The organism is Anaerotruncus massiliensis (ex Togo et al. 2026) (assembly GCF_030825285.1).
Classification (GTDB): domain Bacteria; phylum Bacillota; class Clostridia; order Oscillospirales; family Ruminococcaceae; genus Anaerotruncus; species Anaerotruncus massiliensis.
This window is the reverse complement of the sequence record NZ_JAPJQF010000036.1, coordinates 1-26287: the sequence shown is the minus strand read 5'-3', so window position 1 is coordinate 26287 and position 26287 is coordinate 1. Positions and strand designations below refer to the sequence as shown.

23 protein-coding genes are annotated in these 26287 nt (G+C 64.9%); 17 read left to right on the top strand and 6 right to left on the bottom strand.

Annotated elements, in window-relative coordinates:
- The 11 genes from infB to RCI06_RS10445 form a co-directional block, all read left to right on the top strand.
- Nucleotides 1-2157, top strand: a 2157-nt coding sequence (infB, locus tag RCI06_RS10495; protein ID WP_306576026.1) for a translation initiation factor IF-2, incomplete at its 5' end; no start/stop codon positions are given.
- Nucleotides 2158-2202: 45 nt separating this feature from the next.
- A complete protein-coding gene (gene rbfA, locus RCI06_RS10490) occupies nucleotides 2203-2544 on the top strand; it encodes a 30S ribosome-binding factor RbfA (RefSeq protein ID WP_101552738.1) in 342 nt (113 codons plus the stop codon).
- Nucleotides 2545-2554: 10 nt separating this feature from the next.
- On the top strand, nucleotides 2555-3529 hold the full coding sequence (locus RCI06_RS10485; RefSeq protein WP_306576025.1) for a bifunctional oligoribonuclease/PAP phosphatase NrnA: 975 nt from the start codon (nucleotides 2555-2557) through the stop codon (nucleotides 3527-3529).
- 26 nt (nucleotides 3530-3555) lie between these two features.
- A complete protein-coding gene (truB, locus tag RCI06_RS10480; RefSeq protein ID WP_306576023.1) occupies nucleotides 3556-4461 on the top strand; it encodes a tRNA pseudouridine(55) synthase TruB in 906 nt (301 codons plus the stop codon).
- A 3-nt stretch (nucleotides 4462-4464) separates the two neighbouring features.
- Nucleotides 4465-5409 (top strand): riboflavin biosynthesis protein RibF, encoded by a 945-nt coding sequence (gene ribF / locus RCI06_RS10475; protein WP_101552731.1) that lies wholly within the window; start codon nucleotides 4465-4467, stop codon nucleotides 5407-5409.
- A gap of 165 nt (nucleotides 5410-5574) precedes the next feature.
- Entirely contained in the window at nucleotides 5575-5841 is a 267-nt protein-coding gene (gene rpsO, locus RCI06_RS10470) for a 30S ribosomal protein S15 (RefSeq protein WP_101552729.1), read from the top strand.
- Between the two features lie 186 nt (nucleotides 5842-6027).
- Nucleotides 6028-8151, top strand: a complete 2124-nt coding sequence (locus RCI06_RS10465) for a polyribonucleotide nucleotidyltransferase (protein ID WP_101552727.1) — start codon at nucleotides 6028-6030, stop codon at nucleotides 8149-8151.
- A 408-nt stretch (nucleotides 8152-8559) separates the two neighbouring features.
- Complete coding sequence (locus tag RCI06_RS10460) at nucleotides 8560-9870, top strand: HlyC/CorC family transporter (protein WP_276872453.1); 1311 nt, start codon at nucleotides 8560-8562, stop codon at nucleotides 9868-9870.
- A 37-nt stretch (nucleotides 9871-9907) separates the two neighbouring features.
- Nucleotides 9908-10708 (top strand): glutamate 5-kinase, encoded by an 801-nt coding sequence (gene proB / locus RCI06_RS10455; RefSeq protein WP_276872454.1) that lies wholly within the window; start codon nucleotides 9908-9910, stop codon nucleotides 10706-10708.
- A 28-nt stretch (nucleotides 10709-10736) separates the two neighbouring features.
- Nucleotides 10737-11981, top strand: coding sequence for a glutamate-5-semialdehyde dehydrogenase (locus RCI06_RS10450; RefSeq protein WP_306576022.1), 1245 nt, complete (start codon nucleotides 10737-10739; stop codon nucleotides 11979-11981).
- Between the two features lie 23 nt (nucleotides 11982-12004).
- Nucleotides 12005-12766 (top strand): hypothetical protein, encoded by a 762-nt coding sequence (locus RCI06_RS10445; RefSeq protein WP_101552720.1) that lies wholly within the window; start codon nucleotides 12005-12007, stop codon nucleotides 12764-12766.
- A gap of 63 nt (nucleotides 12767-12829) precedes the next feature.
- On the opposite strand, the gene RCI06_RS10440 is transcribed toward RCI06_RS10445, so the two are convergent.
- From RCI06_RS10440 to RCI06_RS10430, 3 genes are all read right to left on the bottom strand, one after another.
- The gene (locus RCI06_RS10440) at nucleotides 12830-13741 is read right to left on the bottom strand and encodes a hypothetical protein (RefSeq protein ID WP_276872455.1); all 912 of its coding nucleotides are present in this window, start codon (nucleotides 13739-13741) and stop codon (nucleotides 12830-12832) included.
- Nucleotides 13742-13911: 170 nt separating this feature from the next.
- Nucleotides 13912-14286 carry a hypothetical protein gene (locus RCI06_RS10435; protein ID WP_101552716.1) on the bottom strand — a complete coding sequence of 125 codons (375 nt, stop codon included), beginning with the start codon at nucleotides 14284-14286 and terminating at the stop codon, nucleotides 13912-13914.
- Between the two features lie 59 nt (nucleotides 14287-14345).
- The gene (locus RCI06_RS10430; protein ID WP_101552714.1) at nucleotides 14346-15725 is read right to left on the bottom strand and encodes a citrate synthase; all 1380 of its coding nucleotides are present in this window, start codon (nucleotides 15723-15725) and stop codon (nucleotides 14346-14348) included.
- A gap of 157 nt (nucleotides 15726-15882) precedes the next feature.
- On the opposite strand from RCI06_RS10430, the gene spoIID reads away from it, so the two are divergent.
- From spoIID to RCI06_RS10400, 6 genes are all read left to right on the top strand, one after another.
- The gene (gene spoIID / locus RCI06_RS10425) at nucleotides 15883-16974 is read left to right on the top strand and encodes a stage II sporulation protein D (protein ID WP_306576020.1); all 1092 of its coding nucleotides are present in this window, start codon (nucleotides 15883-15885) and stop codon (nucleotides 16972-16974) included.
- Nucleotides 16975-17042: 68 nt separating this feature from the next.
- Nucleotides 17043-18209: an aminotransferase class I/II-fold pyridoxal phosphate-dependent enzyme gene (locus RCI06_RS10420; protein WP_101552709.1), complete on the top strand. Its 1167-nt coding sequence runs from the start codon at nucleotides 17043-17045 to the stop codon at nucleotides 18207-18209.
- A 9-nt stretch (nucleotides 18210-18218) separates the two neighbouring features.
- Nucleotides 18219-18530: a hypothetical protein gene (locus tag RCI06_RS10415; protein ID WP_306576017.1), complete on the top strand. Its 312-nt coding sequence runs from the start codon at nucleotides 18219-18221 to the stop codon at nucleotides 18528-18530.
- 82 nt (nucleotides 18531-18612) lie between these two features.
- The gene (trkA, locus tag RCI06_RS10410; RefSeq protein WP_101552707.1) at nucleotides 18613-19998 is read left to right on the top strand and encodes a Trk system potassium transporter TrkA; all 1386 of its coding nucleotides are present in this window, start codon (nucleotides 18613-18615) and stop codon (nucleotides 19996-19998) included.
- Nucleotides 19999-20024: 26 nt separating this feature from the next.
- The gene (locus tag RCI06_RS10405; RefSeq protein ID WP_306576015.1) at nucleotides 20025-21473 is read left to right on the top strand and encodes a TrkH family potassium uptake protein; all 1449 of its coding nucleotides are present in this window, start codon (nucleotides 20025-20027) and stop codon (nucleotides 21471-21473) included.
- A 202-nt stretch (nucleotides 21474-21675) separates the two neighbouring features.
- Entirely contained in the window at nucleotides 21676-22857 is a 1182-nt protein-coding gene (locus tag RCI06_RS10400) for an iron-containing alcohol dehydrogenase (RefSeq protein WP_306576012.1), read from the top strand.
- Nucleotides 22858-23158: 301 nt separating this feature from the next.
- On the opposite strand, the gene RCI06_RS10395 is transcribed toward RCI06_RS10400, so the two are convergent.
- Genes RCI06_RS10395 through RCI06_RS10385 form a run of 3 tightly spaced genes read right to left on the bottom strand, consistent with a single transcriptional unit; the run spans nucleotide 23159 to nucleotide 26133 of the window.
- Nucleotides 23159-23809 carry a site-2 protease family protein gene (locus RCI06_RS10395; RefSeq protein WP_242970877.1) on the bottom strand — a complete coding sequence of 217 codons (651 nt, stop codon included), beginning with the start codon at nucleotides 23807-23809 and terminating at the stop codon, nucleotides 23159-23161.
- Between the two features lie 29 nt (nucleotides 23810-23838).
- The gene (gene ftsH / locus RCI06_RS10390) at nucleotides 23839-25671 is read right to left on the bottom strand and encodes an ATP-dependent zinc metalloprotease FtsH (protein ID WP_373690856.1); all 1833 of its coding nucleotides are present in this window, start codon (nucleotides 25669-25671) and stop codon (nucleotides 23839-23841) included.
- Nucleotides 25672-25689: 18 nt separating this feature from the next.
- Nucleotides 25690-26133 (bottom strand): MarR family winged helix-turn-helix transcriptional regulator, encoded by a 444-nt coding sequence (locus RCI06_RS10385; protein WP_101552699.1) that lies wholly within the window; start codon nucleotides 26131-26133, stop codon nucleotides 25690-25692.
- Between the last annotated feature and the right edge of the window lie 154 nt (nucleotides 26134-26287).

Here is a 26287-nt window from a genome sequence, read left to right as displayed (position 1 = left end):
CAGCAGAACGGCAGGCCCCAGCAGGGCGGCTTTAACCAGAACCGCCCGCAGCAGGGACGCCCGGCGCCCCAGCAGGGCCAGGGCGGCCAGCAGAACCGCCCGCAGCCGCCCCGCCCGGCGGCGCAGCCGCAGCAGCAGCCCAACCGGAACCAGCCGCCGCGCCAGCGCGGCTCCGCGACGGTGGATATGCGCGCGGGCGCCACGCAGGTGGAGCTCGACCGCTACAACGAGAAATACGACACCCTCGCCCAGCAGAAGGTGGGCAACCAGAATATGACCGCGCAGAAGCAGAAGCTGACCCAGCGCAGCGCCGAGCGCCGCCGCGGCAAGCCGGTCATGTCCCGCAAGGAGCGGGAGGACGCCAAGATGCGCCGCCTGGAGCTGGAGCGCCAGCGCCGCAAGAACCTCGAGGTCGCCCTGCCCGAGGAGATGACGGTGGGCGAGCTGGCCGCGCGGCTGCACCTGACCGCCTCCGAGGTCATCAAGCGGCTCATGACGCTCGGCGTGATGGCGTCGATCAGCGACACGATCGACTACGACACCGCCGCCATGGTCGCCATGGAGATCGGCGCGAAGGTCGAGAAGGAGGTCGTCGTCACGATCGAGGACCGCCTCTTCCAGGTGGAGAACGAGGACGACGACTCCACTCTCGTCGAGCGCCCGCCCATCGTCGTGGTCATGGGCCACGTCGACCACGGCAAGACCTCCCTGCTCGACGCGATCCGCAACACCAACGTGACCGAGGGGGAGGCCGGCGGCATCACCCAGCACATCGGCGCCTACCAGGTCATGGTCAACGACCGCCCGGTCACCTTCCTCGACACCCCCGGACACGCGGCGTTCACCTCGATGCGCGCCCGCGGCGCGCAGGTCACCGACATCGCGGTCATCGTGGTCGCGGCGGACGACGGCATCATGCCCCAGACGGTCGAGGCGATCAACCACGCCAAGGCGGCGGGCGTCTCGATCATCGTGGCGATCAACAAGATGGATAAGCCCCACGCGAACCCCGACAAGGTGATGCAGGAGCTGACCGAATACGAGCTGGTGCCCGAGGCGTGGGGCGGCGACGTGCCCTGCATGCCCGTCTCGGCCAAGAGCGGCGATGGCATCCCCGACCTGCTCGAGATGATCCAGCTCGTCGCGGACACGAGCGAACTCAAGGCCAACCCCGACCGCATGGCGCGCGGCACCGTCATCGAGGCGAAGCTCGACAAGGGCCGCGGCCCCGTCGCGACGATCCTCGTCCAGACGGGCACGCTGCATGCGGGCGACGCAGTCATCGCGGGCAGCACCTTCGGGCGCGTGCGCGTCATGCTCAACGACCGCGGAGAGCGGGTGGAGGAGGCCGGCCCCTCGACGCCGGTGGAGATCACCGGCCTGGACGACGTGCCGGAGGCGGGCGACGTGCTCAACGCCGTCGAGGACGAGCGCCTCGCCAAGGAGCTCGTCGAGCAGCGCAAGCACGAGCAGAAGGAGGCGCAGTTCAGCGCCTACGAGAAGGTCACCCTCGACAACCTCTTCAGCCACATCTCCCAGGGCGACGTCAAGGAGCTGCCCATCATTGTCAAGGCCGATGTGCAGGGCTCGGTCGAGGCCGTCAAGCAGTCGCTTGAAAAGCTCTCGAACGAAGAGGTGCGCGTCAAGGTCATCCACGGCGCGGTCGGCGCGGTCAGCGAGAGCGACGTCATGCTCGCCGACGCGTCCAACGCGATCATCGTCGGCTTCAACGTCCGTCCCGACCCCGTCGCCAAGGAGAACGCCGAGCGCGACGGCGTCGAGCTGCGGTTCTACCGCATCATCTACGACGCCATCAACGACGTCGAGACGGCCATCAAGGGCATGCTGACGCCCAAGACCCGCGAGGTCGAGCTCGGCCGCGCCGAGGTCCGCCAGGTCTACAAGATCACCGGCGTGGGCACCGTCGCGGGCTGCTACGTGCTCGAGGGCAAGATCACCCGCAACGCGGAGATCCGCGTCGTGCGCGACGGCATCATCATCGCCGACGATAAATTGGCCTCCCTCAAGCGCTTCAAGGACGACGTCAAGGAGGTCGCGAAGGGCTACGAGTGCGGCACCGGGCTCAACAAGTTCAACGACATCAAGGAGGGCGACATCTTCGAGGCGTATGAAATCGAGGAATATCGCGAATCCTAACAGCGCGGGGCTTCCCCGCGAAAGTGACCGGAAGGAGGGCTCGTCATGGGCTCTTACAGGGCTTCCAGAACGGAAGAGGACGTCAAACGGGAGCTGAGCGACATCATGCGCTCCCTCAAGGACCCGCGCATCACGGGGCTGCTGTCGATCGTAAAGCTCGACCTTGCGAAGGATCTGAGCTCCTGCAAGGTCTACATCAGCTCGATGGACGGCCTCGAGGCGGCCAAAAGCGCCGTCAAGGGGCTCACAAGCGCGGCCGGCTTCATCAAGCACGAGCTGAACAGCCGGCTCAAGCTGCGCAGGCTCCCCGAGTTCAGCTTTGTGGCGGACGATTCGATCGCCCACAGCGCGGATATCGCCAGGATGTTAAACGACCTTCAGAAGTGAGGTGACGCAATTGGGAACCAGCAGACCGGTGGACGCCGCGGGCGCGGCCGCGATCATCCGCGGGGCGGACCATATCGTGATCCTCTGCCACCAGAAGCCGGACGGCGACACGCTGGGCAGCGGCTTCGCGCTGCTCGGCGCGCTGCGCGCGCTCGGCAAGACCGCGCGGATCGAATGCCCGGACGGGTTCCCGCCGCGCTACTGCTTCATGTACCCCGGCTTCACCGGGGAGGACCAGCCGGCGTTTGCCCCCGAGCTGGTGGTCGCGGTGGACATCGCGGACGTGCAGCTTCTGGGGGACCTGCGCCCGCGGTATGAGGGGAGGATCGGCCTCTGCGTCGACCACCACCCCTCCAACACCCGCTACGCGGAAAACCTGCTGCTCGACACCGGCGCCGCCGCCACGGTGGAATCGATCTACTGCATCATCCAGGAGCTCGGCGTGGGGATCGACTACCGCATGGCGGTGTGCATCTACACGGGGCTGGCGACCGACACGGGGTGCTTCCGCTACTCCAACACGACCGCCCGCACCCACATCCTCGCGGCCGAGATGATGCGCATCGGCATCGACAGCTACCGCATCAACAAGATGATGTTCGAGACCAAGTCGGTCGCGCGCATGGAGCTCGAGCGCCGGGTCATGGACACGCTGGAATACCACTACGACCACCGCATGGTGATCACCGTCATGACCCGGCGGGCGATCGTGGAGACGGGCGTGCCCGAGGAGGACATGGAGGGCATCGCGGCCGTCCCGCGGCAGATCGAAGGGGTGGACGTCGCGGTGATGCTCCAGCAGAAGGAGGAGCGCCGCTGGCGCGTCTCGATGCGCAGCAGCGAGCATGTGAACTCGTCCGCGGCCTGCGCCCGCCTGGGCGGAGGCGGACATGCCCGCGCGGCGGGCTGCACCCTCGAGGGGACGCTCGAGGAGGTCAAGGCCCGCCTGGTGGAGGAGCTCCGGACCGAACTCACCCCCGTTTGAGGGAAGGATAAGGGACAGGAAGACATATGGCGGAACAAAACGGGATCCTTTGCATAGACAAGCCGGAAGGCTTTACATCGTTTGACGTGGTGGCGAAGCTGCGCGGGATCGCGGGCACCCGCCGCGTCGGCCACGCGGGGACGCTCGATCCGATGGCGACGGGCGTGCTTCCGCTTTTTTTCGGCCGCGCGACCAAGGCGTGCGACATCCTGCCCCGGCAGGACAAGCGCTACCTCGCGGATTTCCGGCTCGGCGTGACCACCGACACGCAGGACGCGACGGGCAGGGTGCTCTGTGAGCGGGACCCTTCGGGGGTCTCAGGGGCGGACGTGCGAAAGGCCGCCGCGCGTTTCACGGGGGAGATCATGCAGGTGCCGCCCATGTACTCCGCCCTGCGGGTGGAGGGCAAACGCCTTTACGAGCTTGCGCGGCAGGGGGTGGAGGTGGAGCGCAAGGCCCGCCCCGTCACCATCCATTCGCTCGACTTCGTCTCGTGGGACGGGGCGTCCCACACCTGCCGGATCGACGTGCACTGCTCCAAGGGGACCTACATCCGCACGCTGGTGGCCGATATCGGCGAGGCGCTCGGATGCGGCGCGGTCATGACCGGGCTGCGGCGCACGATGGCGGCGGGCTTCACGCTCGCCGACTGCGTCACGATCGGGGAGGCCGGGGATCTCGCGCGGGAGGGCCGGTTTGCGGAAGCGCTGCTCCCGGTGGGCGCGGCCTTCGCGGGGCTACCCAGGGCGCGCCTCAGTGAAAAGCAGGCGAAGATGTTTTTAAACGGCGTGCGCCTCGACCCGGCGCGCGTCGCCCGCCCCGGGGGGGAGGGCCCCTTCGCGGTCTATCTGGGGGAGGAGACCTTCCTCGGGACGGCGGAGGTGAAAAACGGGGAATTCCGGATGGTTAAACTATTTACGCTGGAGGTGTAGCCCTTGCGGGTCTTTCATACGATCGCCGAGGCGGCCCCGGCCGGCCGGTCGGCCGTCGCCTGCGGCTTTTTCGACGGGCTGCACATCGGGCACGCCGCGGTGATCGGCCGCGCCGTCGAACGGGCCGGGGAGGCGGGGCTCACCCCCGGCGTCTTCACCTTTACGATCCACAGCGGGCACCCCGCCCGCAAATGCGACAACTGCGAGATCATCACCGAGACGAAAAAGTTCCACATGCTCGAGAAATGGGGGGTGCGGCTGCTGCTCTCCCCCGACTTCACCGATTTTTCCGCCATGCCGCCCGAGGAATTCGTCGACGAGGTGCTCGTGCGGCGGCTCGGCGCGGCGGTCGTCTGCTGCGGCGACGACTTCCGGTTCGGGCGGGACGCCGCGGGGGACGTGCCGATGCTGAAAACCCTCTGCGCGGCGCGCGGCGTCGAGGTGGACGTCGTCCCGGCCGTGCTGTGGGGGGGCGAGCGGGTGAGCAGCACCCGCATCCGCCGGCTGCTCGGCGAGGGGGAGGTCGAAACCGCCGGCGAGCTGCTCGGGCGGGCGTTCGGTTACGACTTCACCGTCGTGCACGGCAAGCGGCTCGGCCGCACGATCGACTCCCCGACGATCAACCAGCGGTTCCCCGCCGATTTTGTGCGGCTGCGCCACGGGGTCTACGCGGCGGCGGCGCGGGTGGACGGGGTCCTGCGCCCGGCGGTCACCAACATCGGGCTGCGCCCGACAGTGGAGAACGCGTCCGCCGTCAACTCGGAGACCTACATCATCGGCTTTTCGGGCGACCTCTACGGGCAGGCGGTCGAGGTGCGGCTGCTGCGGTTTCTGCGGGGGGAGCGGAAGTTCCCGTCGGTCGGGGAGCTCAAACGCCAGATTCAGGCGGACGCGGCGGCCTCCCTGCCCGTCGCGGAACGGTACATTGCCGAAAAAAACGGAAAATAAAGGGGCATGATCCCTTTACATTCGGTCAACACTATGCTACAATAAACAATTGATATGACCTTTTTCACGGAGACAGGGTTTTACGCCCGGGCGAAGAGCCGAACGGGATGTCACCCGCCTGTCCCTGAGATCAAGGCAAATTTAACATGAAAGGTGATTCCCAACATGATCCGCAAGGAAGAAAAACAGGAAGTCATTCTCCAGAACGCCACCCATGAGGGCGACACCGGTTCGCCGGAAGTCCAGGTTGCCATCCTCACCAAGAGGATCGCCGACCTCACCGAGCACCTCAAGACCCACAAGAAGGACCATCATTCCCGCCGCGGCCTCTTCAAGATGATCGGCCAGCGGAGAAACCTGCTCAACTATCTGGCCAAAAAGGACATCAACCGCTACCGCGCGCTGATTGCCAAGCTGGGCCTGCGCAAGTAAGCCATAAACGAAAGGCAGGCGGAGCGTCCGCCTGCCTTTCGATGCATCATCCAGAAGAATTTTACGGAGCTGTGGGCGTCCTTTTAGCAGTTACTTGAGCGCTCGAATTCCCCTCGAACGCTGAAATACTTGCTAAAAAGTACGCAGCTCCGTGAGATAAAATATTTTGATTACGGAGGAACTGCAATGTTTGAAAACTACAAGGTATACGAAATCGAATACGGCGGCAAGAAAATGACCTTTGAAACGGGCAAGATGTGCTGCCTGTCCAACGCGTCGATCCTCGTGCGCTGGGGCGAGACGGTCGTGCTCTGCAACGTCACCGCCTCCAAGAAGCCCCGCGAGGGCATCGACTTTTTCCCGCTGTCGGTCGACTTCGAGGAGAAGCTCTATTCGGTCGGCAAGATCCCCGGCTCCTTCATCAAGCGCGAGGCGCGCCCCTCCGACAAGGCGATCCTCAACTCCCGCCTCGTCGACCGCCCCATCCGCCCGCTCTTCCCCAAGGACATGCGCAACGACTGCTCGGTCGTCATGACCGTCATGTCGGTCGACGCCGACTGCCCGCCCGAGATCGCCGGCATGTGCGGCGTTTCGCTCGCGCTGACCATCTCCGATATCCCCTGGAACGGACCGATCGCCGGCGTCAACGTCGGGCTTGTCGACGGCGAGATCGTCGTCTGCCCGACCGCCGAGCAGCGCGCGAAGAGCGACCTGCACCTGACCGTGGCGGCGGACGAGGACGTCATCTGCATGATCGAGGCGGGCGCCAACGAGGTCGCCAACGACGTCATGCTCGACGCGATCATCCAGGGCCACACCGAGATCAAGAAGATGGTCCGCAAGATCAAGGAGATTCAGGCCGAGATCGGCAAGCCGAAGTTCGCCTTCGAGTCGGTCAAGGTCCCCGCCGACCTCTTCGAGGCGGTCAAGGAGTTCGCCATCGAGGACGTGCGCGCCGCGCTCGACACCGACGACAAGAGCGTGCGCGACGAGCGCCTCGCCCCCGTCGAGGAGCGCGTCCACGCGCAGTTCGACGACGAGGAGAAGTCCAACGCCGCCCAGATCGACGAGGCGTTCTACCAGCTCCAGAAATTCGTCGTCCGCCGCTGGCTGCTCGACGAGCAGAAGCGCGTCGACGGCCGCAAGATGGACGAGATCCGCCCGCTGGCCGCCGAGGTCGGCCTGCTGCCCCGCGTCCACGGCTCCGGCATGTTCACCCGCGGCCAGACCCAGGTGCTGACCATCTGCACGCTCGGCACCGTCAGCGAGGCCCAGAAGCTCGACGGCATCGACGACCAGGACCAGAAGCGCTACATCCACCACTACAACTTCCCCTCCTATTCGACGGGCGAAACCAAGCCCAGCCGCGGCCCCGGCCGCCGCGAGATCGGTCACGGCGCGCTCGCCGAGCGCGCCCTCGAGCCGATGATTCCGTCGCTTGAGGAGTTCCCCTACACCATCCGCCTCGTCTCCGAGGTGCTCTCCTCCAACGGCTCCACCTCGCAGGGCTCCATCTGCGGCTCCACGCTGGCGCTGATGGACGCGGGCGTGCCGATCAAGCGCCCCGTCGCGGGCATCTCCTGCGGACTGATCACCGAGGGCGACCGCTGGATGACGATGGTCGACATCCAGGGGCTCGAGGACTTCTTCGGCGACATGGACTTCAAGGTCGGCGGCACCGAAAAGGGCATCACCGCCATCCAGATGGACCTCAAGATCAAGGGCCTTAACTACGACATGATCAAAGAGGCGTTCGAGAAGACCTACCAGGCGCGCATGTATATCCTGAACGACATCATGCTGCCGGCCATCCCCGCGCCGCGCGAGGAGCTCTCCAAGTACGCGCCCAAGGTGAAGAGCATCCACATCAACCCCGACAAGATCCGCGAGGTCATCGGTTCGGGCGGCAAGGTCATCCAGAAGATCTCCGCCGACTGCGGCGTCAAGATCGACATCGACGACGACGGCACCGTCGTGGTCTCGTCGGTCGACGCGGACGGCATCCGCCGCGCCGTCTCGATCATCGAGACGATCGTCAACGACCCCGAGGTCGGCGCGATCTACAAGGGCAAGGTCACCCGCCTGATGAACTTCGGCGCCTTCGTCGAGCTCGCCCCCGGCAAGGAGGGCCTCGTGCACATCTCCAAGCTCGATATGGGCCGCGTCGAGAAGGTCGAGGACGTCGTCGCCCCCGGCGACGAGGTCATCGTCAAGGTCACCGAGATCGACCAGCAGGGCCGCATCAACCTCTCCCGCCGCGACGCGCTCATCGCCATGGAGGCCAAAAAGAACGCCGCCAAGCAGCAGTAAAAGACCAGTTTCACGGGCCCGCCTTCCGGCGGGCCCGTTCTTTTTTTTCTTGAAAAAAAGAACCAAAAAAAGCGCTTCTCAGGATAAGCTGCCGCGCTTTGCGAAGCGCGGCAAGGGGCTCCGCCCCTTGACCCCGCCGCCTTTTGAAAAAGGCGGGCGAAAACTTTGAGCGGGCGGGCGAAAACGTTTGTCTCACGGGGCGCGTGCGCGGCGGGGGGGCGCGGCCGGCCTGAATCAAAAGTTCCCCGGGCGGGGCTTCCAGGGGGCCTTTTGCAAAAGGCCCCCTGGAAAAATTGAATTTTCGGTGAATATATGCTATAATCAATTGTTATCGGGCGGGATATTTGCTATGATAGCATCTGTACACCCGTACAAAATTCTAACGACAATATGGAGGTTGGTTTTTTCTTGGACAGTACAAGCGGCATATTATACCTGGTTTTGGTGGTACTGCTTTGCTTCTCCGCCTTTTTCTCCGCGAGTGAGACGGCCTATTCGTCCCTCAACAAGATCCGCATGAAGAACTACGCGGACGGCGGAAACAAAAAAGCGAAACGGGCGCTCGCGGTCGTGGACGACTTCGACCGCCTGCTCTCGACCATCCTGGTGGGCAACAACGTCGTCAACATGGCGAGCGCGTCGATTGCCACGGTGATCGCGACGGCGGTCTTCGGCGCCTCGGGCGCGGCGATCGCCACAACGGTGATGACCATCCTGGTACTGATCTTTGGAGAAATCCTGCCGAAAACGCTGGCGAAGGAGAACAGCGAGTCGATCGCCATGAAGACGGGCGGCCTGCTCCAGTTCTTCATCAAGCTGCTGACCCCCGTGGTCTTCTTCTTCGTCAAGATCAAGGAGCTTGCCCTGCGCCTTTTGAAGGGCGCGGAGGCGCAGCCCTCCGTTACCGAGGAGGAGCTCAAATACATCGTCGAATCGATCGAGCAGGAGGGCGTGCTCGAGGAGCAGGAGAGCGATCTCGTGCAGTCGGCCCTCGACTTTGACGAGATCACCGTGCAGGAGATCCTGACCCCGCGCGTCGACCTCGTCACGATCGACGTCGAGGACCCGCTCGACGAGGCGCTCGAGGTGGTGCTCGGCGCGCACTTCTCCCGCATCCCCGTCTACCGGGGCACCGTCGACAACATCATCGGCGTTTTGCAGGTGCGCGACCTGCTCAAGGCGGTCGTGCAGAAGACCGACACCCGCCTTTCCCACCTCGTGACCGACTGCGTCTTCGTGCACAAGACGATGCGGATCTCCACCCTGCTCGCCGAGTTCAAGGCGAAAAAGCTGCACCTGGCGGTCGTCACCGACGATTACGGCGGCACGATGGGTATCGTCACGATGGAGGACGTGCTCGAACAGCTCGTCGGCGACATCTGGGACGAGTCGGACGAGGTGCGGGACGACTTCGTGCAGGTCGGCCGCGGCACCTATATCGTAAGCGGCGACATGAACGTCTTTGAGATGCTCGAGGAGCTCGGCGAGGACGACCGGAGCTTTGAGAGCGATTACAATACCGCGGGCGGCTGGGCGATGGAGATGCTCGGCCACATCCCCGAGGCGGGCGAGCAGTACGGCTACCGCGACCTGGTGGTCACCGTGTCCGAGGTGGAGGAGCAGCGGATCCTTTCGCTGCGCGTCGAGCGGATCCCGACCCTCGAGGAGGAGCCCGGCCCCGGCGAGGGGCGGCGGGCGGACAAAAAGAAAGACGAATAATTTCGTTCCCGCTTCGCGGGACGGGGAGCAGATGAATATGAGGGATTTTTCAAAGGCCAGGCGGGTCGTGGTGAAGGTCGGATCGTCCACCCTCACCCACGAGAGCGGGCTTCTCAACATCCGGCGGGTGGAGCAGCTCGTGAAGGTGCTCGCCGACATCGAGAACAGCGGCCGGCAGGTCGTGCTCGTCTCCTCCGGCGCCATGGCCGTGGGGGTCGGCAAGCTCGGGCTGCATGAAAAGCCCGCCGACATGCCCGGCAAGCAGGCGGTGGCCGCCATCGGGCAGTGCGAGCTGATGTACATCTACGACAAGCACTTTTCCGAATATAACCACGTCACGTCGCAGGTCCTGCTGACCCGCGACGTGGTCGACGACCCGATGCGCAAGCGCAACGTCCAGAACACGTTCGAGCGGCTGCTCGGCCTGGGCACGATCCCGATCGTCAACGAGAACGACACGGTTTGCACGGAGGAGATCGAGCACGCAGCCACCTTCGGCGACAACGACACCCTCTCGGCGACGGTGGCGGAGCTGGCGGGCGCGGACCTGCTGGTTATTTTGAGCGACATCGACGGCCTCTACGACGGCGACCCGCGCGAAAACCCCGGCGCGAAGCTGCTGCACGAGGTGGACGAGATCACGCCCGAGATCGAGGCGTGCGCCGCGGGCGCGGGCAGCGCGCGCGGCACCGGCGGCATGATCACCAAGCTCCACGCCGCCGGACTCGCGACGGCGGCGGGCATCGACATGGTCATCATGAACGGCGCGCAGCCGAAAAAGCTCTACGACCTGTTTGAAAACGCGGAGATCGGAACCTACTTCCCCGCGGCGAAATAGACACCCCCATCAAAAGGAGGCGGCGCAGATGAACAGCCTGACCGAAACCGGAAAACGCGCCCGCGCGGCGTCTCGCGTGCTCGCGTGCACGACCACGGGGCAGCGGAACGCGGCCCTTACCGCGATCGCCGCGGCGCTCGAGGTGAACGCGGCGGCGGTGCTGGCCGAGAATGAAAAGGACCTCGCGGCGGCAAAGGAAAACGGCATGATCGCGTCGACGCAGGACCGCCTGCGGCTGACTCCGGCGCGCATTTCGGACATCGCGGAGGCGGTGCGCGACCTCGTGAAGCTGCCCGACCCGGTCGGGCAGATCATCGGCGGCGGCAGCCGCCCCAACGGGCTCAAGATCGAAAAGGTGCGGGTGCCGCTCGGCGTGGTCGGCATGATCTACGAGGCGCGCCCCAACGTCACCGTCGACGCGGCCTGCCTCTGCCTCAAATCGGCCAACGCCTGCATCCTGCGGGGCGGCAAGGAGGCCATCCGGTCGAACACCGCGTTCGCCGAGATCATGTGCGGCGCGCTCGAGGGCGCGGGGCTCCCGCGCGACGGCATCCAGCTCGTCACCGACACCTCCCGCGCCTCCGCGGGCGACCTGATGACCCTCGACGGCTACCTCGACGCGCTCATCCCGCGCGGCGGCAAGGGGCTCATCCAGGCGGTCGTCAAGGGCGCGAGCGTCCCCGTCATCGAGACGGGCGCGGGCAACTGCCACATCTATGTGGACGACTCGGCCGATTTGGAGATGGCGGTGCGCGTCTGCGACAACGCCAAGACCTCCCGCCCGTCCGTCTGCAACGCGGTGGAGACGGTGCTCGTGCACCGGGAGATCGCGGCGGCGTTTTTGCCGAGGCTCAAGGAGGCGCTCGACGTCCACCATGTCGAGCTGCGCGGCTGCGCGCGCACGGCCGCCCTCATCCCCGGCGTCGTCCCCGCCGCCGAGGAGGACTACGACACCGAGTTTGACGACTATATCCTCGCGTTGCGGGTGGTCGACAGCCTCGACGAGGCGATCGAACACATCCAGCGGTACACCACCGGGCATTCGGAGGCGATCCTCACCGAAACTTATTCGCACGCGCAGGAGTTCACCTCGCGCATCGACGCGGCGGCCGTCTACATCAACGCGTCCACCCGCTTTACCGACGGCGGGGAGTTCGGCTTCGGCGCGGAGATCGGCATCTCCACCCAGAAGCTGCACGCGCGCGGGCCGATGGGCCTCAATGAGCTCTGCTCCTGCAAATACATCGTGACCGGCAGCGGCCAGACCCGCTGACGGACCGCGGAAAGGACACTGGCATGGAGAAAACGAATCAGGCCCCGCGGCGGGACCCCGCCGAAGGGCTTCACTACCGGAAAAATAAATATGCCGCGCCGGTCGGGGGGATCTTCCTCTTCCTGGCGGCGGTGGGGCTCGTCGCGGTGGGCATCTTCTGCGTGCGCTTCACCCAGAGCCTGCTCGACAACACCCGCGAAAAACAGAAGTTCGAGCAGATCATCACGCCGGTGCTGATGTTCGACCCGCTGCCTTTCGAGTCACCCTCCGACGTGAACCCTCTCTTCCTGCTGCAGTCGTCGCTGTGGAGCGCGATGCTCGGGGAGAAGCGCGCCAGCTACCAGGAGGACCCGCTCGAGCGCGTCATGGTGCCCGCGTCCGACGTGGACGTGGCGTGCGCCCGGCTCTACGGCCCCGACGTGAAGCTGGAGCACCAGACCTTTACGATCAACTACGTCGACAACTACGTCTACGACGAGGAGACCAGGACCTACTACGTGCCGGTCACCGGACAGGTGGGCATGTACACGCCGAGCGTCGAGCGGGTGGTCAAGAAGGGGGACGTCTACACGCTGACGGTGGGCTACCTCCAGCCGACGACCGCCTGGACCCAGGCCACCGCCGACAAGGACGGCAAGCCGGAGGCGGACAAATACATGATCTACGAGCTGAAAAAGGTCAAGGACCACTATCAGCTCACGGCGATCCGCGACCTGCCCTCCGAGCTGCTCCCCGAGTACGGCCAGCAGGTGCAGGCCGATTCGGCCGCCCAGCCCGCCGCGTAATCAAAGAGATGAGAAAAGCCCCGTTCCGCGAAAGCGGAACGGGGCTTTTTTGGCGTGAGCAGATCACCGGCCGGAGCGCCTGAGGGAGAGGCAGAGGGCCGCCGCGTAGAGCCCCGAGAGGAAGTAGAAGACGGCGGCCGCGGGGGAAAGCCCGAGCGCGACGGTCTTCCCGGCGAGCGCGGCCGCGATCATGCCGCCCGGCACGGCGATCGCGAAGAGGGCGAAGGCGGGCCCGAAGAAGAGGAGCTGGCGCACGCCCTTTTCGGCGCCGACGCCCGACAGGATGCGCGCGTGCGCGAGCAGGAAGGGGGCCATCAGGATCAGCATGACGATCGTGAGCATCTGGTCGGAGACGTTGCGCAGCGCGGTGTAGGCCATAAAGGAGCTGAGCAGCTCGCCGATCTCCCACACGAGCGGCAGCAGCATCAGCCAGCCGTTCATCCGCAGGGTGTGCAGCCCGCCCTCGAGGTCGAAGCCGTTTTGCGGAAGCCGGGGGTCGGGTTCGGCCGTAAAAGCGCGGAATTCGCAGGGGATCGTGAAGGGCCCGGCGCCCGCGACCCGGAAGAAAAGAAAGGCGCTGATCCAGGGCAGGGCCAGCCGGAAGAGAAGGGTGAAGAGGCAGAGGAGCAGCTTGGGCATGAGCGGATAATCGGCGGAAAAGACTTCGGGAAGCTCCTTCAGCCGCAGCAGCGTCCAGCAGAAGAGCGCGGCCCCCGCCGCGATGGAAAGCGCCCGGAGCGGGATGGTGAAGGTGACGGACGCGCCGCGCATCCTCCGCCCGGAGAGGTACCCGGCCGCCAGCAGCAGAAGGACCGAAACGCCCAGCAGGATGTTGAAAACGAGGGGCAGCGCGCCGCCGCCCTCGTAAAAGCCGGTGGCGGGGTCGACCGCGGTGAGCTTGAGCACGACGCGCAGGATCAGGCAGACTGCGGCGCAGCCCGCGAGGGAAAAGAAGAGCGGACGGTTTTTCGTCATGGCGGCCTCCGTGAAACGGGGGCGCGAGCGCCCCCGGAATTGATTTTCAGAAAATGGATATCTAAATAATTATACCGCCTGACCGGGTCCCGGTCAAGCGGTATTGTGTTTCCCTCATTTTGGATGGGCCGCCGCGCCGGGGGAGCGGATGAGACCCATCCGGATGAAAATCAGATGCCGGCCTTTTGCGCCATAAAGTCGATCCACTTGTCGCGCTTCATCATGGAGATCTTGTCGGTGACGAGCTTGCCGGTCTCCATCTCCTCGTAGGTGATCGTGATGCCGATCGGGACGAGGAGTTGGGAGCATTTCCCGAGCTCCCGGATGTTCCGGTAGGGGACGACGATGTTGTCGGCCAGAAGCCCGGTCAAAACGATCAGCCGCTCCTCCGTAAAGTAGGCCCACCCCTGTTTCCAGGGGCCCATCTTTCCGACCAGCCGCTCCACGTAGCTCGCCTGCAAATAGTCGACCAGGGTGTCCGACGGGTCCATGACGCCCAATTCCACCAGATTCTGCTTCTGCTTTTCCAGTTTTGCTTCGTTCATGATCCTTGCCTCCTTAAAATCGACCGGATGCCTCAGCTCCGGAAAATTTGACGGCTGGTTCAGCCGCGCTGCGCGAGGGGGACGTAGGAATGCGCGCCGACGATCGACTTGTAGGCGGGGCGGATGATCTTTTTGCCGGTCGAGAGCTCCTCCAGCCGGTGGGCGCACCAGCCCGCCGTGCGCGCGATTGCGAAGAGGGGGGTGTGCAGCTCGTCGGGGATGCGCAGCATCCGGTAGACAAGCCCCGAATAGAGGTCGACGTTGGCGCAGGTGATCCGGTCGCTGCCCCACTTTTCCCGCAGCACGTCGGGCGCCAGCCGCTCGACCGCGTCGAGCAGGCGGAACTCGCCCTCGTAATCGGTGCCCTTGGCCAGCTTCATCGCGTTCTGCTTGAGCACCCGGGCGCGCGGGTCGCTTTTCGTGTAGACCGCGTGCCCCATCCCGTAGATGAGCCCCGAGCGGTCGCCCGCCTCCCCGGCGACGGCCTTGCGCAGGTATTCGCGGATCTCGTTGTCGTCGTCCCAGTCGTAGACGTTCGCCTTGAGGTATTCGAGCTGCTCGATCACCTTGTGGTTCGCGCCGCCGTGGCGGGGGCCCTTGAGCGCGCCGATGCCCGCCGCGATGGCCGAGTAGGTGTCGGTCTGCGCGGAGGTGAGCACCCGCACCGCGAAGGTGGAGCAGTTGCCGCCGCCGTGTTCGCTGTGCAGCGTGAGGCAGAGGTCGAGCAGGTGGGCCTCCTCCTCGGTGAACTGCTTGTCCGAGCGCAGCATCCGCAGGATGTTCTGCGCGGTGGAAAACTCGGGGTTGGGATTATGCAAATACATCGAGCGGCCGTCGTACACCCTCTTCTTCACCTGGTAGGCCGCCGCCATGATCGACGGCATCCGCGCGATCAGCTCGATCGACTGGCGCATGACGTTTTCGATCGAGTAGTCGTCCGGCCGGGGGTCGTAGGTGTAGAGCGCGAGCACCGAGCGCGCGAGCATGTTCATGATGTTGGGGCTCGCGACCTTCATGATCATGTCCTCGGTGAAGTTTTCGGGCAGCTCGCGGTTGTCCGCGAGGATCTCCGAAAAACGGTTGAGCTGCGCGCCGGTGGGCAGGAAGCCGAGCAGCAGCAGCCAGGCGGTCTCCTCGCAGCTGTAGCGGTTTTCGGCCTGCGCGCCCGCGATCAGGTCGGTGATGCTGTAGCCGCGGTAGGTGAGCTCGCCGTCGATCGGCAGCTTTTCCCCCTCGCTGAGCAGGTAGCCGTGGACGTTGCAGACCTGCGTGATCCCGGCGACCACGCCGGTGCCGTCCGCGTTGCGCAGGCCGCGCTTGACGCCGAATTTGTTGCACAGTTCCTCGTCGAAACCGTTATACCGCGCGTACTCGCCGCATAGTAATTGAATATCCTGATTGAGCTGCTCATTGGGTGCAGCAGGCGTTTTGCCGTACATAACGGGAGCGCTCCTTTCCTCTTTCCACACAGATGCCCGGTGGGCGTTATCTCATATTGTATTCCGGTAACGTGTGAAAGTCAATAGACGTTTCCGCCGAAAAGCGGCAAAAATGAAATTTCCAAATAGAAATCTTGCATAAACAGGAGGAAGTGCAATGCGGTTCAGGGTGGCGGCAGGGCTGGTATTCGCCCTTTTGATGTTTCTGATCCCCCTTTTGGCGCTTGTGGGAAATGTGGACATGGTGCAGTATTCTCCCCGGGAAGATGCATCCGTGCCGCAGGCGTCCGCGCCCGCCGGGACGGGACAGGCCGCGCCCGAAAAGGACCCGTCCGCGCCCGCGGCGTCCTCCGGGACAACCCCCGCGGTGACGGTGGCGGACGACGGCTTCCGGATCCTGGACGATCGGACGGGGAAGGTGTTCGAGGTGAGCGCGCGGGACTATGTGCGCGGGGCGCTCGCGGCCGAGATGCCGCCGACCTTCCACCCCGAGGCGCTCAAGGCGCAGGCGGTGGCGGCGCACACCTACGCGCTGCGCCTGCGGGAGCAGAACCGCGCCGCGCCCGACGAGTCGCTCAAGGGGGCGGACTTCTCCGCCGACCCGCAGGGCTGGAAGAGTTACACGACCGAAAAGCTCTTCCGCGAGCGGTACGGCGATCTGGCGGACGCCTACTGGAAGGCGATCTGCGGCGCGGCGGACGAGGCGTGCCCCTACCTGCTCACCTGGGAGGGGGAACCGATCGTGGCGGCCTACCACTCGATGAGCAGCGGCACCACCGAGGACGCCTCCAACGTATGGACGGGCAGCGAGCCCTACCTCGTGCCGGTCGAGAGCTTTGGGGACACCCTCGCGCCCGACTATGAGACGACCGAACGGTTCCCGGTGCAGGAGGTGGCGGAAAAGCTGCAAAACGCCTGGCCGGACATCTCGCTCGGGGAGGACCCGGCCGGGTGGCTCAAGGTGACCGAACGTTCGGAGGGGGGCTATGTCACCGGCATGACGGCGGGGGACCGGGCCATCCACGGAAAGGAGCTCCGAAGCCTGCTCGGCCTGCGCTCCTCCGACTTCACGGTCGCCTGCGACGGCGCGTCCTTCACCTTTACCGTGCGGGGCTACGGACACGGGGTGGGGCTCTCCCAGTACGGCGCCGACTATCTGGCGCGGCAGGGCGCCACCTTCGACGAAATCCTCGCGCACTACTATCCCGGCGCGACGCTCGGCGTCATCGCCGGGGAGGCGGCGTCCTGAGGGTTGCAAATCGGCCAGAATATGTTAAAATGAAGGCTGTATACGGACGTGAAAAGGGGAAAAGAGACGTGGAATTTGCAAAACGCATGGACCGTTTCGGCGAGGGCATCTTTTCGGTGCTGCTGGGCATGAAGAAGGAGCAGCTCGCGCAGGGCAGGCATGTGGTGGACCTGAGCGTGGGCACCCCCAACATCCCGCCCGCGCAGCACGTTATCGACGCGCTGGTCTCCGCCGCGCAGGACAGGGGCAACTATGTCTACGCGATCAGCGACACCGCTGAGCTCCAGGACGCGGTGGCGGCGTGGTACCGGCGGCGGTACGGCGTGGAGGTCGACCCGCGCCGTGAGGTTGTCTCGCTGCTCGGCTCGCAGGAGGGGCTCGCGCACATCGCGCTTTCGGTCGTGGACGAGGGGGAGACGGTGCTCGTGCCCGATCCCTGTTATCCCGTCTTCGGCGGCGGGCCGCTCATCGCGGGCGCGAAGCTCTGGTACATGCCCCAGCGGCGGGAGAACGGCTACATCATCGACCTTGCGGAGATCCCCGAGGAGGTCGCCCGCGCGGCTAAGCTGATGGTCGTCTCCTATCCGAACAACCCCACCACCGCCATCGCGCCCGACAGCTTCTATCTCGACCTGATCGCGTTCGCGCGGAAATACGGCATCATCGTGCTGCACGACAACGCCTACAGCGAGCTCGTCTTCGACGGCGAGAGCTGCGGCAGCTTTTTGCGCTTTCCGGGCGCGAAGGAGGTCGGCGTCGAGTTCAACTCCCTCTCCAAGACCTACGGGCTGGCGGGCGCGCGGGTCGGCTTCTGCATCGGCAACCGCGAGGTCGTGTCGATGCTCTCCACCCTCAAGTCGAACATGGATTACGGTATGTTCCTGCCCGTCCAGAAGGCCGCCATCGCCGCGGTCACCGGCGACCAGTCGTGCGTCGCCGCGACCCGCCGCGCCTACCAGGACCGGCGCGACATCCTCTGCGACGGCCTCACCGCGATCGGCTGGCCGGTCGAGCGGTCCCGCGCCACGATGTTCGTCTGGGCCAAGCTCCCCGGGGGCCGGACCGACGACCAGGCGTTCGCCCAGGAGCTGCTCGCCAAAACCGGCGTGCTCATGACCCCCGGCAGCGCCTTCGGCCCCTCCGGCCGCGGGTATCTGCGCATCGCGCTCGTCCAGGACGAGCCCGAGATGCGCCGGGCGATCGAGGCGATAAAGAGCAGCGGGTTGTTGAAGTAACGGCTTTTTTTGGAAGGAAGCCTGTCGCGGCGCTTTGCTGCGGCCGTGTCTGATAAAACAAAAGTTTTCGGGGCCGGGGGGCGCTTTTTCAAAAGCGCCCCCCGCCGCGCTTCGCAAAGCGCGGAACGCTTTTTTCCTTCAGGCGTATTTTTCGGTTCCTTTTTACAAGAGAAAAAGGAACATCCGCAGGGGCGGTTTTCCGGAGGGGAAACCGCCCCTGCGACCCACTTATTGGCAGGGCGCAAATTTTCACCGGAAAAAGCCGCGCAAAACTTGCCGAACGCTGTCATTTGTGTTAAGATCGCATTAAAGCGAAGTTAAGAAAAGCTAAAGATACTATAAAGATGGGGTGCCCGCGGCCGTGACGGCCGCGGGAATCTCTGCGTAGGGGCGAAACGGAAAGATGAAGATTGTCATAGTAGGCGACGGAAAAGTCGGATGCACGCTGACGGAACGCCTGTCCAAGGAAGGGCATGACATCGTGGTGATCGACAACAACCGCCAGGTGCTGCGCGAGTCGGCGGAGATCTTCGACGTCATGGCGGTGCACGGCAACGGCGCGAGCCTGCGGGTGCAGAAGGCGGCGGACGTGCAGAACAGCGACCTGCTGATCGCGGCGGCGTCGGGGGACGAGCTGAACCTGCTCTGCTGCATCATCGCGCGCAAGCTCGGCTGCAAGCACACGATCGCGCGGATGCGCAACCCGGAATATGTTGAGCAGCTCTTTTTCCTGCGGGAGGAGCTGGGGCTGAGCATGATGATCAACCCCGAGCGCGCCTCCGCAAAGGAGATCTTCCGCCTGTTGCAGTTCCCGACCTTTTTGAAACGCGATTCCTTCGCGAAGGGGCGCGCGGAGATCGTCGAGATCGTGCTGCGGGAGGGGAGCATCCTCAGCGGCAAGCGGCTGAACGAGCTGTATAAGATCGCGAAGGTCAAAGTGCTCGTCTGCGCCGTGGAACGGGAGGACCGCGTCTACATCCCCGACGGCTCCTTCCGGCTCCAGCGGGGGGACAAGCTCTATGTCACGGCGCCCACCCAGGATTTGACGGCGCTCATCAAGCACCTTGGACTGGAGAAGATCAAGGTGCGCAACGCCATCCTCGTGGGGGGCAGCCGGATCGCCTACTACCTCGCGCGGGAACTGGAGGAGGCGGGCATCGGCGTCAAGATCATCGAGACGTCGGAGGACCGCTGCAACCAGCTCGCCGAGCTGCTGCCCCGCGCCCAGATCGTCCACGCGGACGGCTCGAGCCAGGCGGTGCTGCGCGCCGAGGGGATTGAGCAGACCGACGCGGTCGTGACGCTCACCAACATCGACGAGGAGAACCTGCTCATCTCGATGTTCGCCAACTACCTGCACGTCCCCAAGGTGGTCACCAAGATCAACCGCACCGAATATACCGAGGTCATCCGTGACAAGGGGATCGACAGCGTAATCAGCCCGAAGCTGCTCTGCGCCAACGACATTGTGCGCTATGTGCGCGCGATGCAGAACACCACCGGCTCGGTGCTGGCGCTCCACCGCATCGTGGATGAGCGGGTGGAGGCGCTGGAATTCCTCGCAAGCCCCTCGACCCGGCACCTCGGGGAGACCCTCCAGCAGATCACCCTCAAGCCGGACATCCTCATCGCCTGCATCAACCGGAAAGGCCGCATCATCATCCCCAAGGGCGACGATACGATCGAGCCGGGGGATACGCTGATCGTCGTGACGACCGCCGACCGGATGATCGTCGACCTCAACGACATCTTCGCCGACGCGCCCGAGCGGCTGGCGGCGGTGCAGTAAACGGCGGCGCGGGAGGAAATGGCGGAATGAATTACCGGATTATTGCATATTTCATCGGGCGGATTCTGCGGCTCGAGGCGGTCTTCATGGCGCCCGCGCTCGCGATCTCGCTCTACCAGGGGGAACACGCCGCGGCGGCCGGCTTTTTGATCGCGATGGGCGCCCTGCTCCTCGTGGGCGTGCCCTGGTCGTGGAAGCGCCCCGAAAACCGCTCGTTCGGCGCGCGGGAGGGGTTCGTCACGGTGGGCCTCGTGTGGGTGGTCGTCTCCCTCTTCGGGGCGCTGCCCTTCTTTTTCGGCGGGGGCATCCCAAGCTATGTCGACGCCGTCTTCGAGACGGTGTCGGGCTTCACCACCACGGGCGCGAGCATCCTGACCGAGGTGGAATCGATGGCGATGGGGCTGCTCTACTGGCGCAGCTTCACCCACTGGCTGGGCGGCATGGGCGTGCTCGTCTTCCTGCTGGCGATCGTGCCGATGACGCGCGGCTCGGGCGCGTCGCTGCATCTGCTGCGCGCCGAGAGCCCCGGCCCGCAGGTGGGCAAGCTGGTGCCCAAGATGCACCAGACGGCGAAGATCCTCTACGGCATCTATGTCGCGCTTACCCTGCTCCAGATTATCCTGCTGCTCGCGGGGGGCATGCCCCTCTTCGACGCGGTGACCACCGCGTTCGGCACCGCCGGCACGGGCGGCTTCGCGGTCAAGAACGACAGCATGGCGGGATACAGCTTCTACCTGCAGACGGTCGTCACCGTCTTTATGGCGGTCTTCGGCATCAACTTCAACATCTTTTACCTCCTGCTCATCCGGGAGTTCGCCAAGGCGTTCTTTAATGAGGAGCTGCGGGTCTACCTCGGCATCATGCTCGGGTCGATCGCGCTTGTGACGGTCAACATCTCCCACCTCTACCCGTCCGTGCGGGAGGCGCTCCACCACGCGGCCTTCCAGGTGTCGTCGATCATGACGACCACCGGCTTTGCCACGGCGGATTTCAACCTCTGGCCGGAGTTTTCCCGCTCGCTGCTCGTGCTGCTCATGGTGCTGGGCGCCTGCGCCGGGTCGACGGGCGGCGGCATCAAGACCGCGCGCCTCATCATCCTCTTCAAGTCGGTGCGCAACGAGGTGTGGAAGATGCTGCACCCCCGCTCGGTCAAGCTCGCGCGGATGGACGGCTCGATCCTCGACGAGGGCACCCTCTACGGGGTCAACGCCTATATGGCGGTCTACTGCATCATCGTCGCGGTTTCCGCCCTGCTCGTGTCGTTCGACAACTTTTCCTTTGAAACCAACGTGACCGCCGTCTTCGCCTGCCTGAACAACATCGGGCCGGGGCTGGGGCTGGTCGGTCCGATGGGCAACTACTCCGCCTTCTCCGATTTCAGCAAGCTGGTGCTCACCGCCAACATGCTGATCGGAAGGCTGGAAATTTTCCCGATCCTCGCGCTGCTGATGCCGACCACCTGGCGGCGCGGCTGATCCGGGGTGGGCGGCGGCGCCTGCGTGCCGCGCGCCCGCCTTTTTGCTTTCGGGAAACCGGCCGCGAACGGGGCGCGCCGCGCGGCCCCGCCGCCGCCCGGGCCGCTTCCGGCGCCTTTGGCGCCCCCGCGGCCCGCTTGACATCCCGTTTTCACGCGGCTACAATGACAGGGACGGCATATCTGATTGAGGAGGTTTGGCAATGCAGAGCTTTTCCTACTACTCCCCGACGCGCGTGGTGTTCGGGAAAGAGACGGAGACGCAGGTGGGCTCCCTTGTAAAGGAGCTGGGCGGCAGCCGGGTGCTGGTGCTCTACGGGGGCGGCAGCGCGGTCAAAAGCGGGCTGATCGGCCGGGTGACCGGCAGCCTCGCGGCGGCGGGGCTCGCCCATGAGGCGCTCGGCGGGGTCAAGCCCAATCCGCGGCTCGCCTTTGCGCGCGAGGCGCTGGAACGGGCGCGGGCGTTCGGGGCGGATTTCGTGCTCGCTGCGGGCGGCGGAAGCGTCATCGACACGGCCAAGGCGGTCGCGCTGGGGCTGGGCAATCCCGGCGTGGACATCTGGAAGTTCTGGACGCGGGAGGCGGTCCCCGTGGGCTGCGCGCCGGTGGGGGTCGTGCTGACGATTTCCGCGGCGGGCAGCGAAACGAGCAGCTCGTCGGTGCTGACCGACGAGGAGACGGGGGAGAAGCGCGGGCTCGGCAGCGATCTGGTGCGGCCCCGCTTTGCGGTGATGAATCCGGAGATCACCTTCACGCTGCCCGTCTACCAGGTGGCGTGCGGCGTGGTGGATATCATGATGCACACCCTCGACCGGTATTTCTGCCCGATCCTGGGCAACGAGTTGACCGACCAGATCGCCGAATCGGTGCTGCAGGTGGCGATCGAAAAGGGCCGCGCGGCGGTCCGGGACCCGCACGACTACGACGCGATGAGCGAGCTCATGTGGGCGGGGAGCCTCTCCCACAACGACCTGACGGGGCTGGGCGGCGTCAAGGATTTCGCGCCCCACCAGCTCGGGCACGAGCTGTCCGCGATGTTCGATGTGGCGCACGGCGCGAGCCTTTCAACGGTGTGGGGCTCGTGGGCGGACTACTGCTGGGAGACGAACCCGGCGCGGTTCGCGCGCTACGCGAAAAACGTCTGGGGCATTGAAAACGCCGACGAGCGGACGGCGGCGCGCGCGGGCATCGACGCGACGGTGGACTATTTCCGCTCGCTCGGGATGCCGACCTGCTTTGGCGAGCTCGGCATCGGGACGCAGCCGGACGAAGTGCTGCACCGGCTCGCGGTCAACTGCATGTACGGCGGGACCCGCAAGGTGGGCACCTTCCGGGTGCTTGACGCGCCCGACGCCTACGAGATCTACCGCCGCGCCAACCACTGAAGGGTTTCGGGATTTGAAATTTTCGCCGCCACTTGCCCTGCGGGCAAATGGTGACCCCATTCGGGCTGTTGCTTCGCGACACCTTTTTTAAAAGGCGGCGGGGCCGCGGGGCAGCGCCCCGCGCCGCGCTTCCCGGGAAAAGACGCGAAGGGCTCCGCCCTCGAAAATGCCCGGCGTTCCATTCGGAACGCCGGGCATTTTCTCACCCGCGGCCTTATCTACGGCCTAAGAGCCGCCCTTTGGGCGGTTGGCCTCCGACACGCCTCGCTGCGGCTCGGTGCGAGAAGGCCGGCGAAGCTTTTCAGAGGCGGAAGACCGCCTCCGTGATCAGCCAGAAGAAATCGCTCAGGCCGTCGCTCAAAAAGGCGAGCGGCCGGTCGAGGACGCCGGTGAAGAGCAGCACCATCATGATGAGCGCGCCGTACCGCTCGTAGCGCATGTAGCCGAAGTATTTGTCCTCGGGCAGCACCGCGCCGAGCACCTTGGAGCCGTCGAGCGGCGGCACCGGGATGAGGTTGAAGAGCCCCAGGCCGGTGCTGATCGCGGAGGTGTAGAAGAGCAGGTAGTAGATGTAGCGCACGACCGCTCCCACATAGCCGCCCGTGAGCCTGAGGATGAGCCCCATGCCGAGCGTGCAGACGAGAGAGATCAGAAAATTCATGCCCGGACCGGCCAGCGCGGTGAGCACCATGCCCCTTTTGCGGTTTTTATAGTAGCGCGGGTCGACCATCACCGGCTTTGCCCAGCCGAAGTGGAAGACCAGCAGGCAGAGGGTGCCGATCGGGTCGAGGTGGCGCAGCGGGTTGAGGGAGAGCCTCCCGGTCGCCCGGGGGGTGGGGTCGCCCAGCTTCCACGACGCCCAGCCGTGCGCGAACTCGTGCAGCGAGATCGCGATGAGCACGGCGGGCACTGTGTAGACGAGGGTCGGGATCAGGTTGGAAATCCATCGCATCGGTCTGGTTCCTCACAGTCGGGCGGGGGTCACGCGTTTAGAATCCGCATGAATTCCTCGCCGGTAATCGTCTCCTTTTCGAGCAGGTATTTTGCCAGCTCGTGGAGCTTGGGCTCGTTGTCGCGGAGAATTTTGACGGCCTTGTCGTGCGCCTCCCGGATGATGCCCATGACCTCCTGGTCGACGCGGGCGGCCGTCTCGGCGGAACACTCGAGCGACGCGTCGCCGCCGAGATAGGGGTTCTGGACCGTCTCGAGCGCGACCATGCCGAAGGCGTCGCTCATGCCGTAGCGGGTGACCATTGAGCGGGCGAGCCTGGTGGCCTGCTCGATGTCGTTGGAGGCGCCGCTCGTGACCGACTGGAAGACGACCTCCTCCGCCGCGCGCCCGCCCGTGAGGGTGGCGATCTTGTTTAAGGCCTCCTCCCGGGACATGAGCACCCGTTCGCTCTCGTCCACCTGCATCGTGTAGCCGAGCGCGCCCGAGGTGCGCGGCACGATGGTGATCTTGTGGACCGGCGCGGAGTCGGTCTGCCTGGCGGCGACGAGCGCGTGCCCGATCTCATGGTAGGCGACGATCTCCCGCTCGCGCGGGGAGATGACCGCGTTTTTGCGCTGGTAGCCCGCGATGACCACCTCGACCGATTCCTCAAGGTCGCTCTGGTTCACGAGGGTGCGGCCATATTTGACGGCGCGCAGCGCGGCTTCGTTGACGATGTTGGCAAGCTCCGCGCCCGAGGCGCCCGCGGTCGCGCGGGCGATCACGCCCCAGTCGATGTCCGACTCGGTCCGCACGTCCTGTGCGTGGACCCGCAGGATCGCCTCGCGGCCCGCGAGGTCGGGCAGCTCGACGGGGATGCGCCGGTCGAAGCGGCCGGGGCGCAGCAGCGCCGGGTCGAGCGATTCGGGGCGGTTGGTGGCGGCGAGGATGACGACGCCCTTGCGCCCGTCGAAGCCGTCCATCTCGGTGAGCAGCTGGTTGAGGGTCTGCTCGCGCTCGTCGTTGCCGCCCATCACGCCGCTTTCGCGCTTTTTGCCGATCGTGTCGATCTCGTCGATGAAGACGATGCAGGGGGCTTTTTCATTGGCCTGCTTAAAGAGGTCGCGGACCTTGGCCGCGCCCATGCCCACGAACATCTCGACGAACTCGGAACCCGAGATCGAGAAGAAGGGGACGTCCGCCTCGCCGGCGACCGCCTTAGCGAGCAGCGTCTTGCCCGTTCCGGGAGGGCCTACAAGCAGCGCGCCCTTGGGCAGGTTTGCGCCGATCTCCGCGTATTTGCGGGGGTTGTGGAGGAAGTCGACGATCTCGGTGAGGGCCTCCTTGGCCTCGTCCTCGCCCGCCACGTCCTTAAAGGTCTTGCCCGTCTGGGCCTGCACATAGATTTTGGCGTTGGACTTGCCGAAGGTCATCGCGTTGCCTCCGCCGCCCATCCGCTTCTGCATCGAGCGCATGAAGAACTGCCCGATCAGCGCGAAAATGGCCAGCGGCAGGATCCAGGTGAGCAGAAAGCTCATCAGGGGAGAGGCCTTTTCCGGCACGATGTTGGAGAATTTGACCCCCTTCTCATAGAGGCGGTCAACCAGCCCGGTGTCGTTCGGCATCTGTCCGGTCATGTAGAGATCCGCCTGCTTGGGATTTTTCTCATTGGGGATCGCATAGTAGACGTACCCGTTATCGAGATTTGCCTCGGTGACCTTACCCGCCTCCACGTCGCTCATGAAGGTGCCGTAATCAACCTCGGTGACCCGCGGCTGCAGCAGCAGCGGGAAGACGAAGATGTTGAGCAGCATCATGACCAGCATGACCATGACGACATAATATAACAGCGGTTTTTTCGGGATTTTCGGTTGTTCCTGCATATGAATCATCCTTTCCGGTCAGGGGTTCTCTTGAATGGAATCGCGCTTCTGGAGCAGGAGGCTGAGCCTCTGCATGCCGTCGAGGATCACCTCGGCGTCCTCCTCGTTCAGCAGCGGGAAGGCGCGGGTGACAAGCGCGTCGACCTCGTCGACCGTCCGGCGGCCCTCCCCGGTCAGCGTGATGTGCACCACCCGCTCGTCCCGCGGGTCGCGGGAGCGTTCAAGCAGGCCCTCGCGTTCGAGCCGCTTGCAGAGCGCGGAGACGTTGGTCCCCGCCGCGCACACCCTCCGGCTCAGCCCGCTGACCGTGCATCCGTCCTCCCGGCGGATTTCAAAAAGAACCCGCATCTGCATGATCGTCAGCCCGTAGCGGTCGATGATCGGATGGAACACGCCGTTCATCCGGTCGGTGATGTCCCGCATGAGCGCCCAGACCTGGTTTTTAAACTCCGCAGGTTCCATTGCGCCGTTCGCCTCCCGTCTCTTATTTAGCTATGAATTATCTATAATATAAATTGTAGTTATGTAGAATCATAGATAATTTTGTAAAGAAGCTGTGAATTTGGGTTTGCCGCGCTGCGCCCGGCGGGGCTTTAGATGCGCTCCTCGCCTGCGG

Coding starts and splice junctions, on each gene's coding strand:
- RCI06_RS10465 (WP_101552727.1), top strand. CDS start 6,028: ATGTTTGAAAACTACAAGGTATACGAAATCGAATACGGCGGCAAGAAA.
- truB (WP_306576023.1), top strand. CDS start 3,556: ATGGCGGAACAAAACGGGATCCTTTGCATAGACAAGCCGGAAGGCTTT.
- RCI06_RS10445 (WP_101552720.1), top strand. CDS start 12,005: ATGGAGAAAACGAATCAGGCCCCGCGGCGGGACCCCGCCGAAGGGCTT.
- RCI06_RS10435 (WP_101552716.1), bottom strand. CDS start 14,286: ATGAACGAAGCAAAACTGGAAAAGCAGAAGCAGAATCTGGTGGAATTG.
- RCI06_RS10385 (WP_101552699.1), bottom strand. CDS start 26,133: ATGGAACCTGCGGAGTTTAAAAACCAGGTCTGGGCGCTCATGCGGGAC.
- rpsO (WP_101552729.1), top strand. CDS start 5,575: ATGATCCGCAAGGAAGAAAAACAGGAAGTCATTCTCCAGAACGCCACC.
- ftsH (WP_373690856.1), bottom strand. CDS start 25,671: ATGCAGGAACAACCGAAAATCCCGAAAAAACCGCTGTTATATTATGTC.
- trkA (WP_101552707.1), top strand. CDS start 18,613: ATGAAGATTGTCATAGTAGGCGACGGAAAAGTCGGATGCACGCTGACG.
- proB (WP_276872454.1), top strand. CDS start 9,908: ATGAGGGATTTTTCAAAGGCCAGGCGGGTCGTGGTGAAGGTCGGATCG.
- RCI06_RS10450 (WP_306576022.1), top strand. CDS start 10,737: ATGAACAGCCTGACCGAAACCGGAAAACGCGCCCGCGCGGCGTCTCGC.
- RCI06_RS10430 (WP_101552714.1), bottom strand. CDS start 15,725: ATGTACGGCAAAACGCCTGCTGCACCCAATGAGCAGCTCAATCAGGAT.
- RCI06_RS10440 (WP_276872455.1), bottom strand. CDS start 13,741: ATGACGAAAAACCGTCCGCTCTTCTTTTCCCTCGCGGGCTGCGCCGCA.
- spoIID (WP_306576020.1), top strand. CDS start 15,883: ATGCGGTTCAGGGTGGCGGCAGGGCTGGTATTCGCCCTTTTGATGTTT.
- RCI06_RS10400 (WP_306576012.1), top strand. CDS start 21,676: ATGCAGAGCTTTTCCTACTACTCCCCGACGCGCGTGGTGTTCGGGAAA.
- RCI06_RS10405 (WP_306576015.1), top strand. CDS start 20,025: ATGAATTACCGGATTATTGCATATTTCATCGGGCGGATTCTGCGGCTC.
- rbfA (WP_101552738.1), top strand. CDS start 2,203: ATGGGCTCTTACAGGGCTTCCAGAACGGAAGAGGACGTCAAACGGGAG.
- RCI06_RS10395 (WP_242970877.1), bottom strand. CDS start 23,809: ATGCGATGGATTTCCAACCTGATCCCGACCCTCGTCTACACAGTGCCC.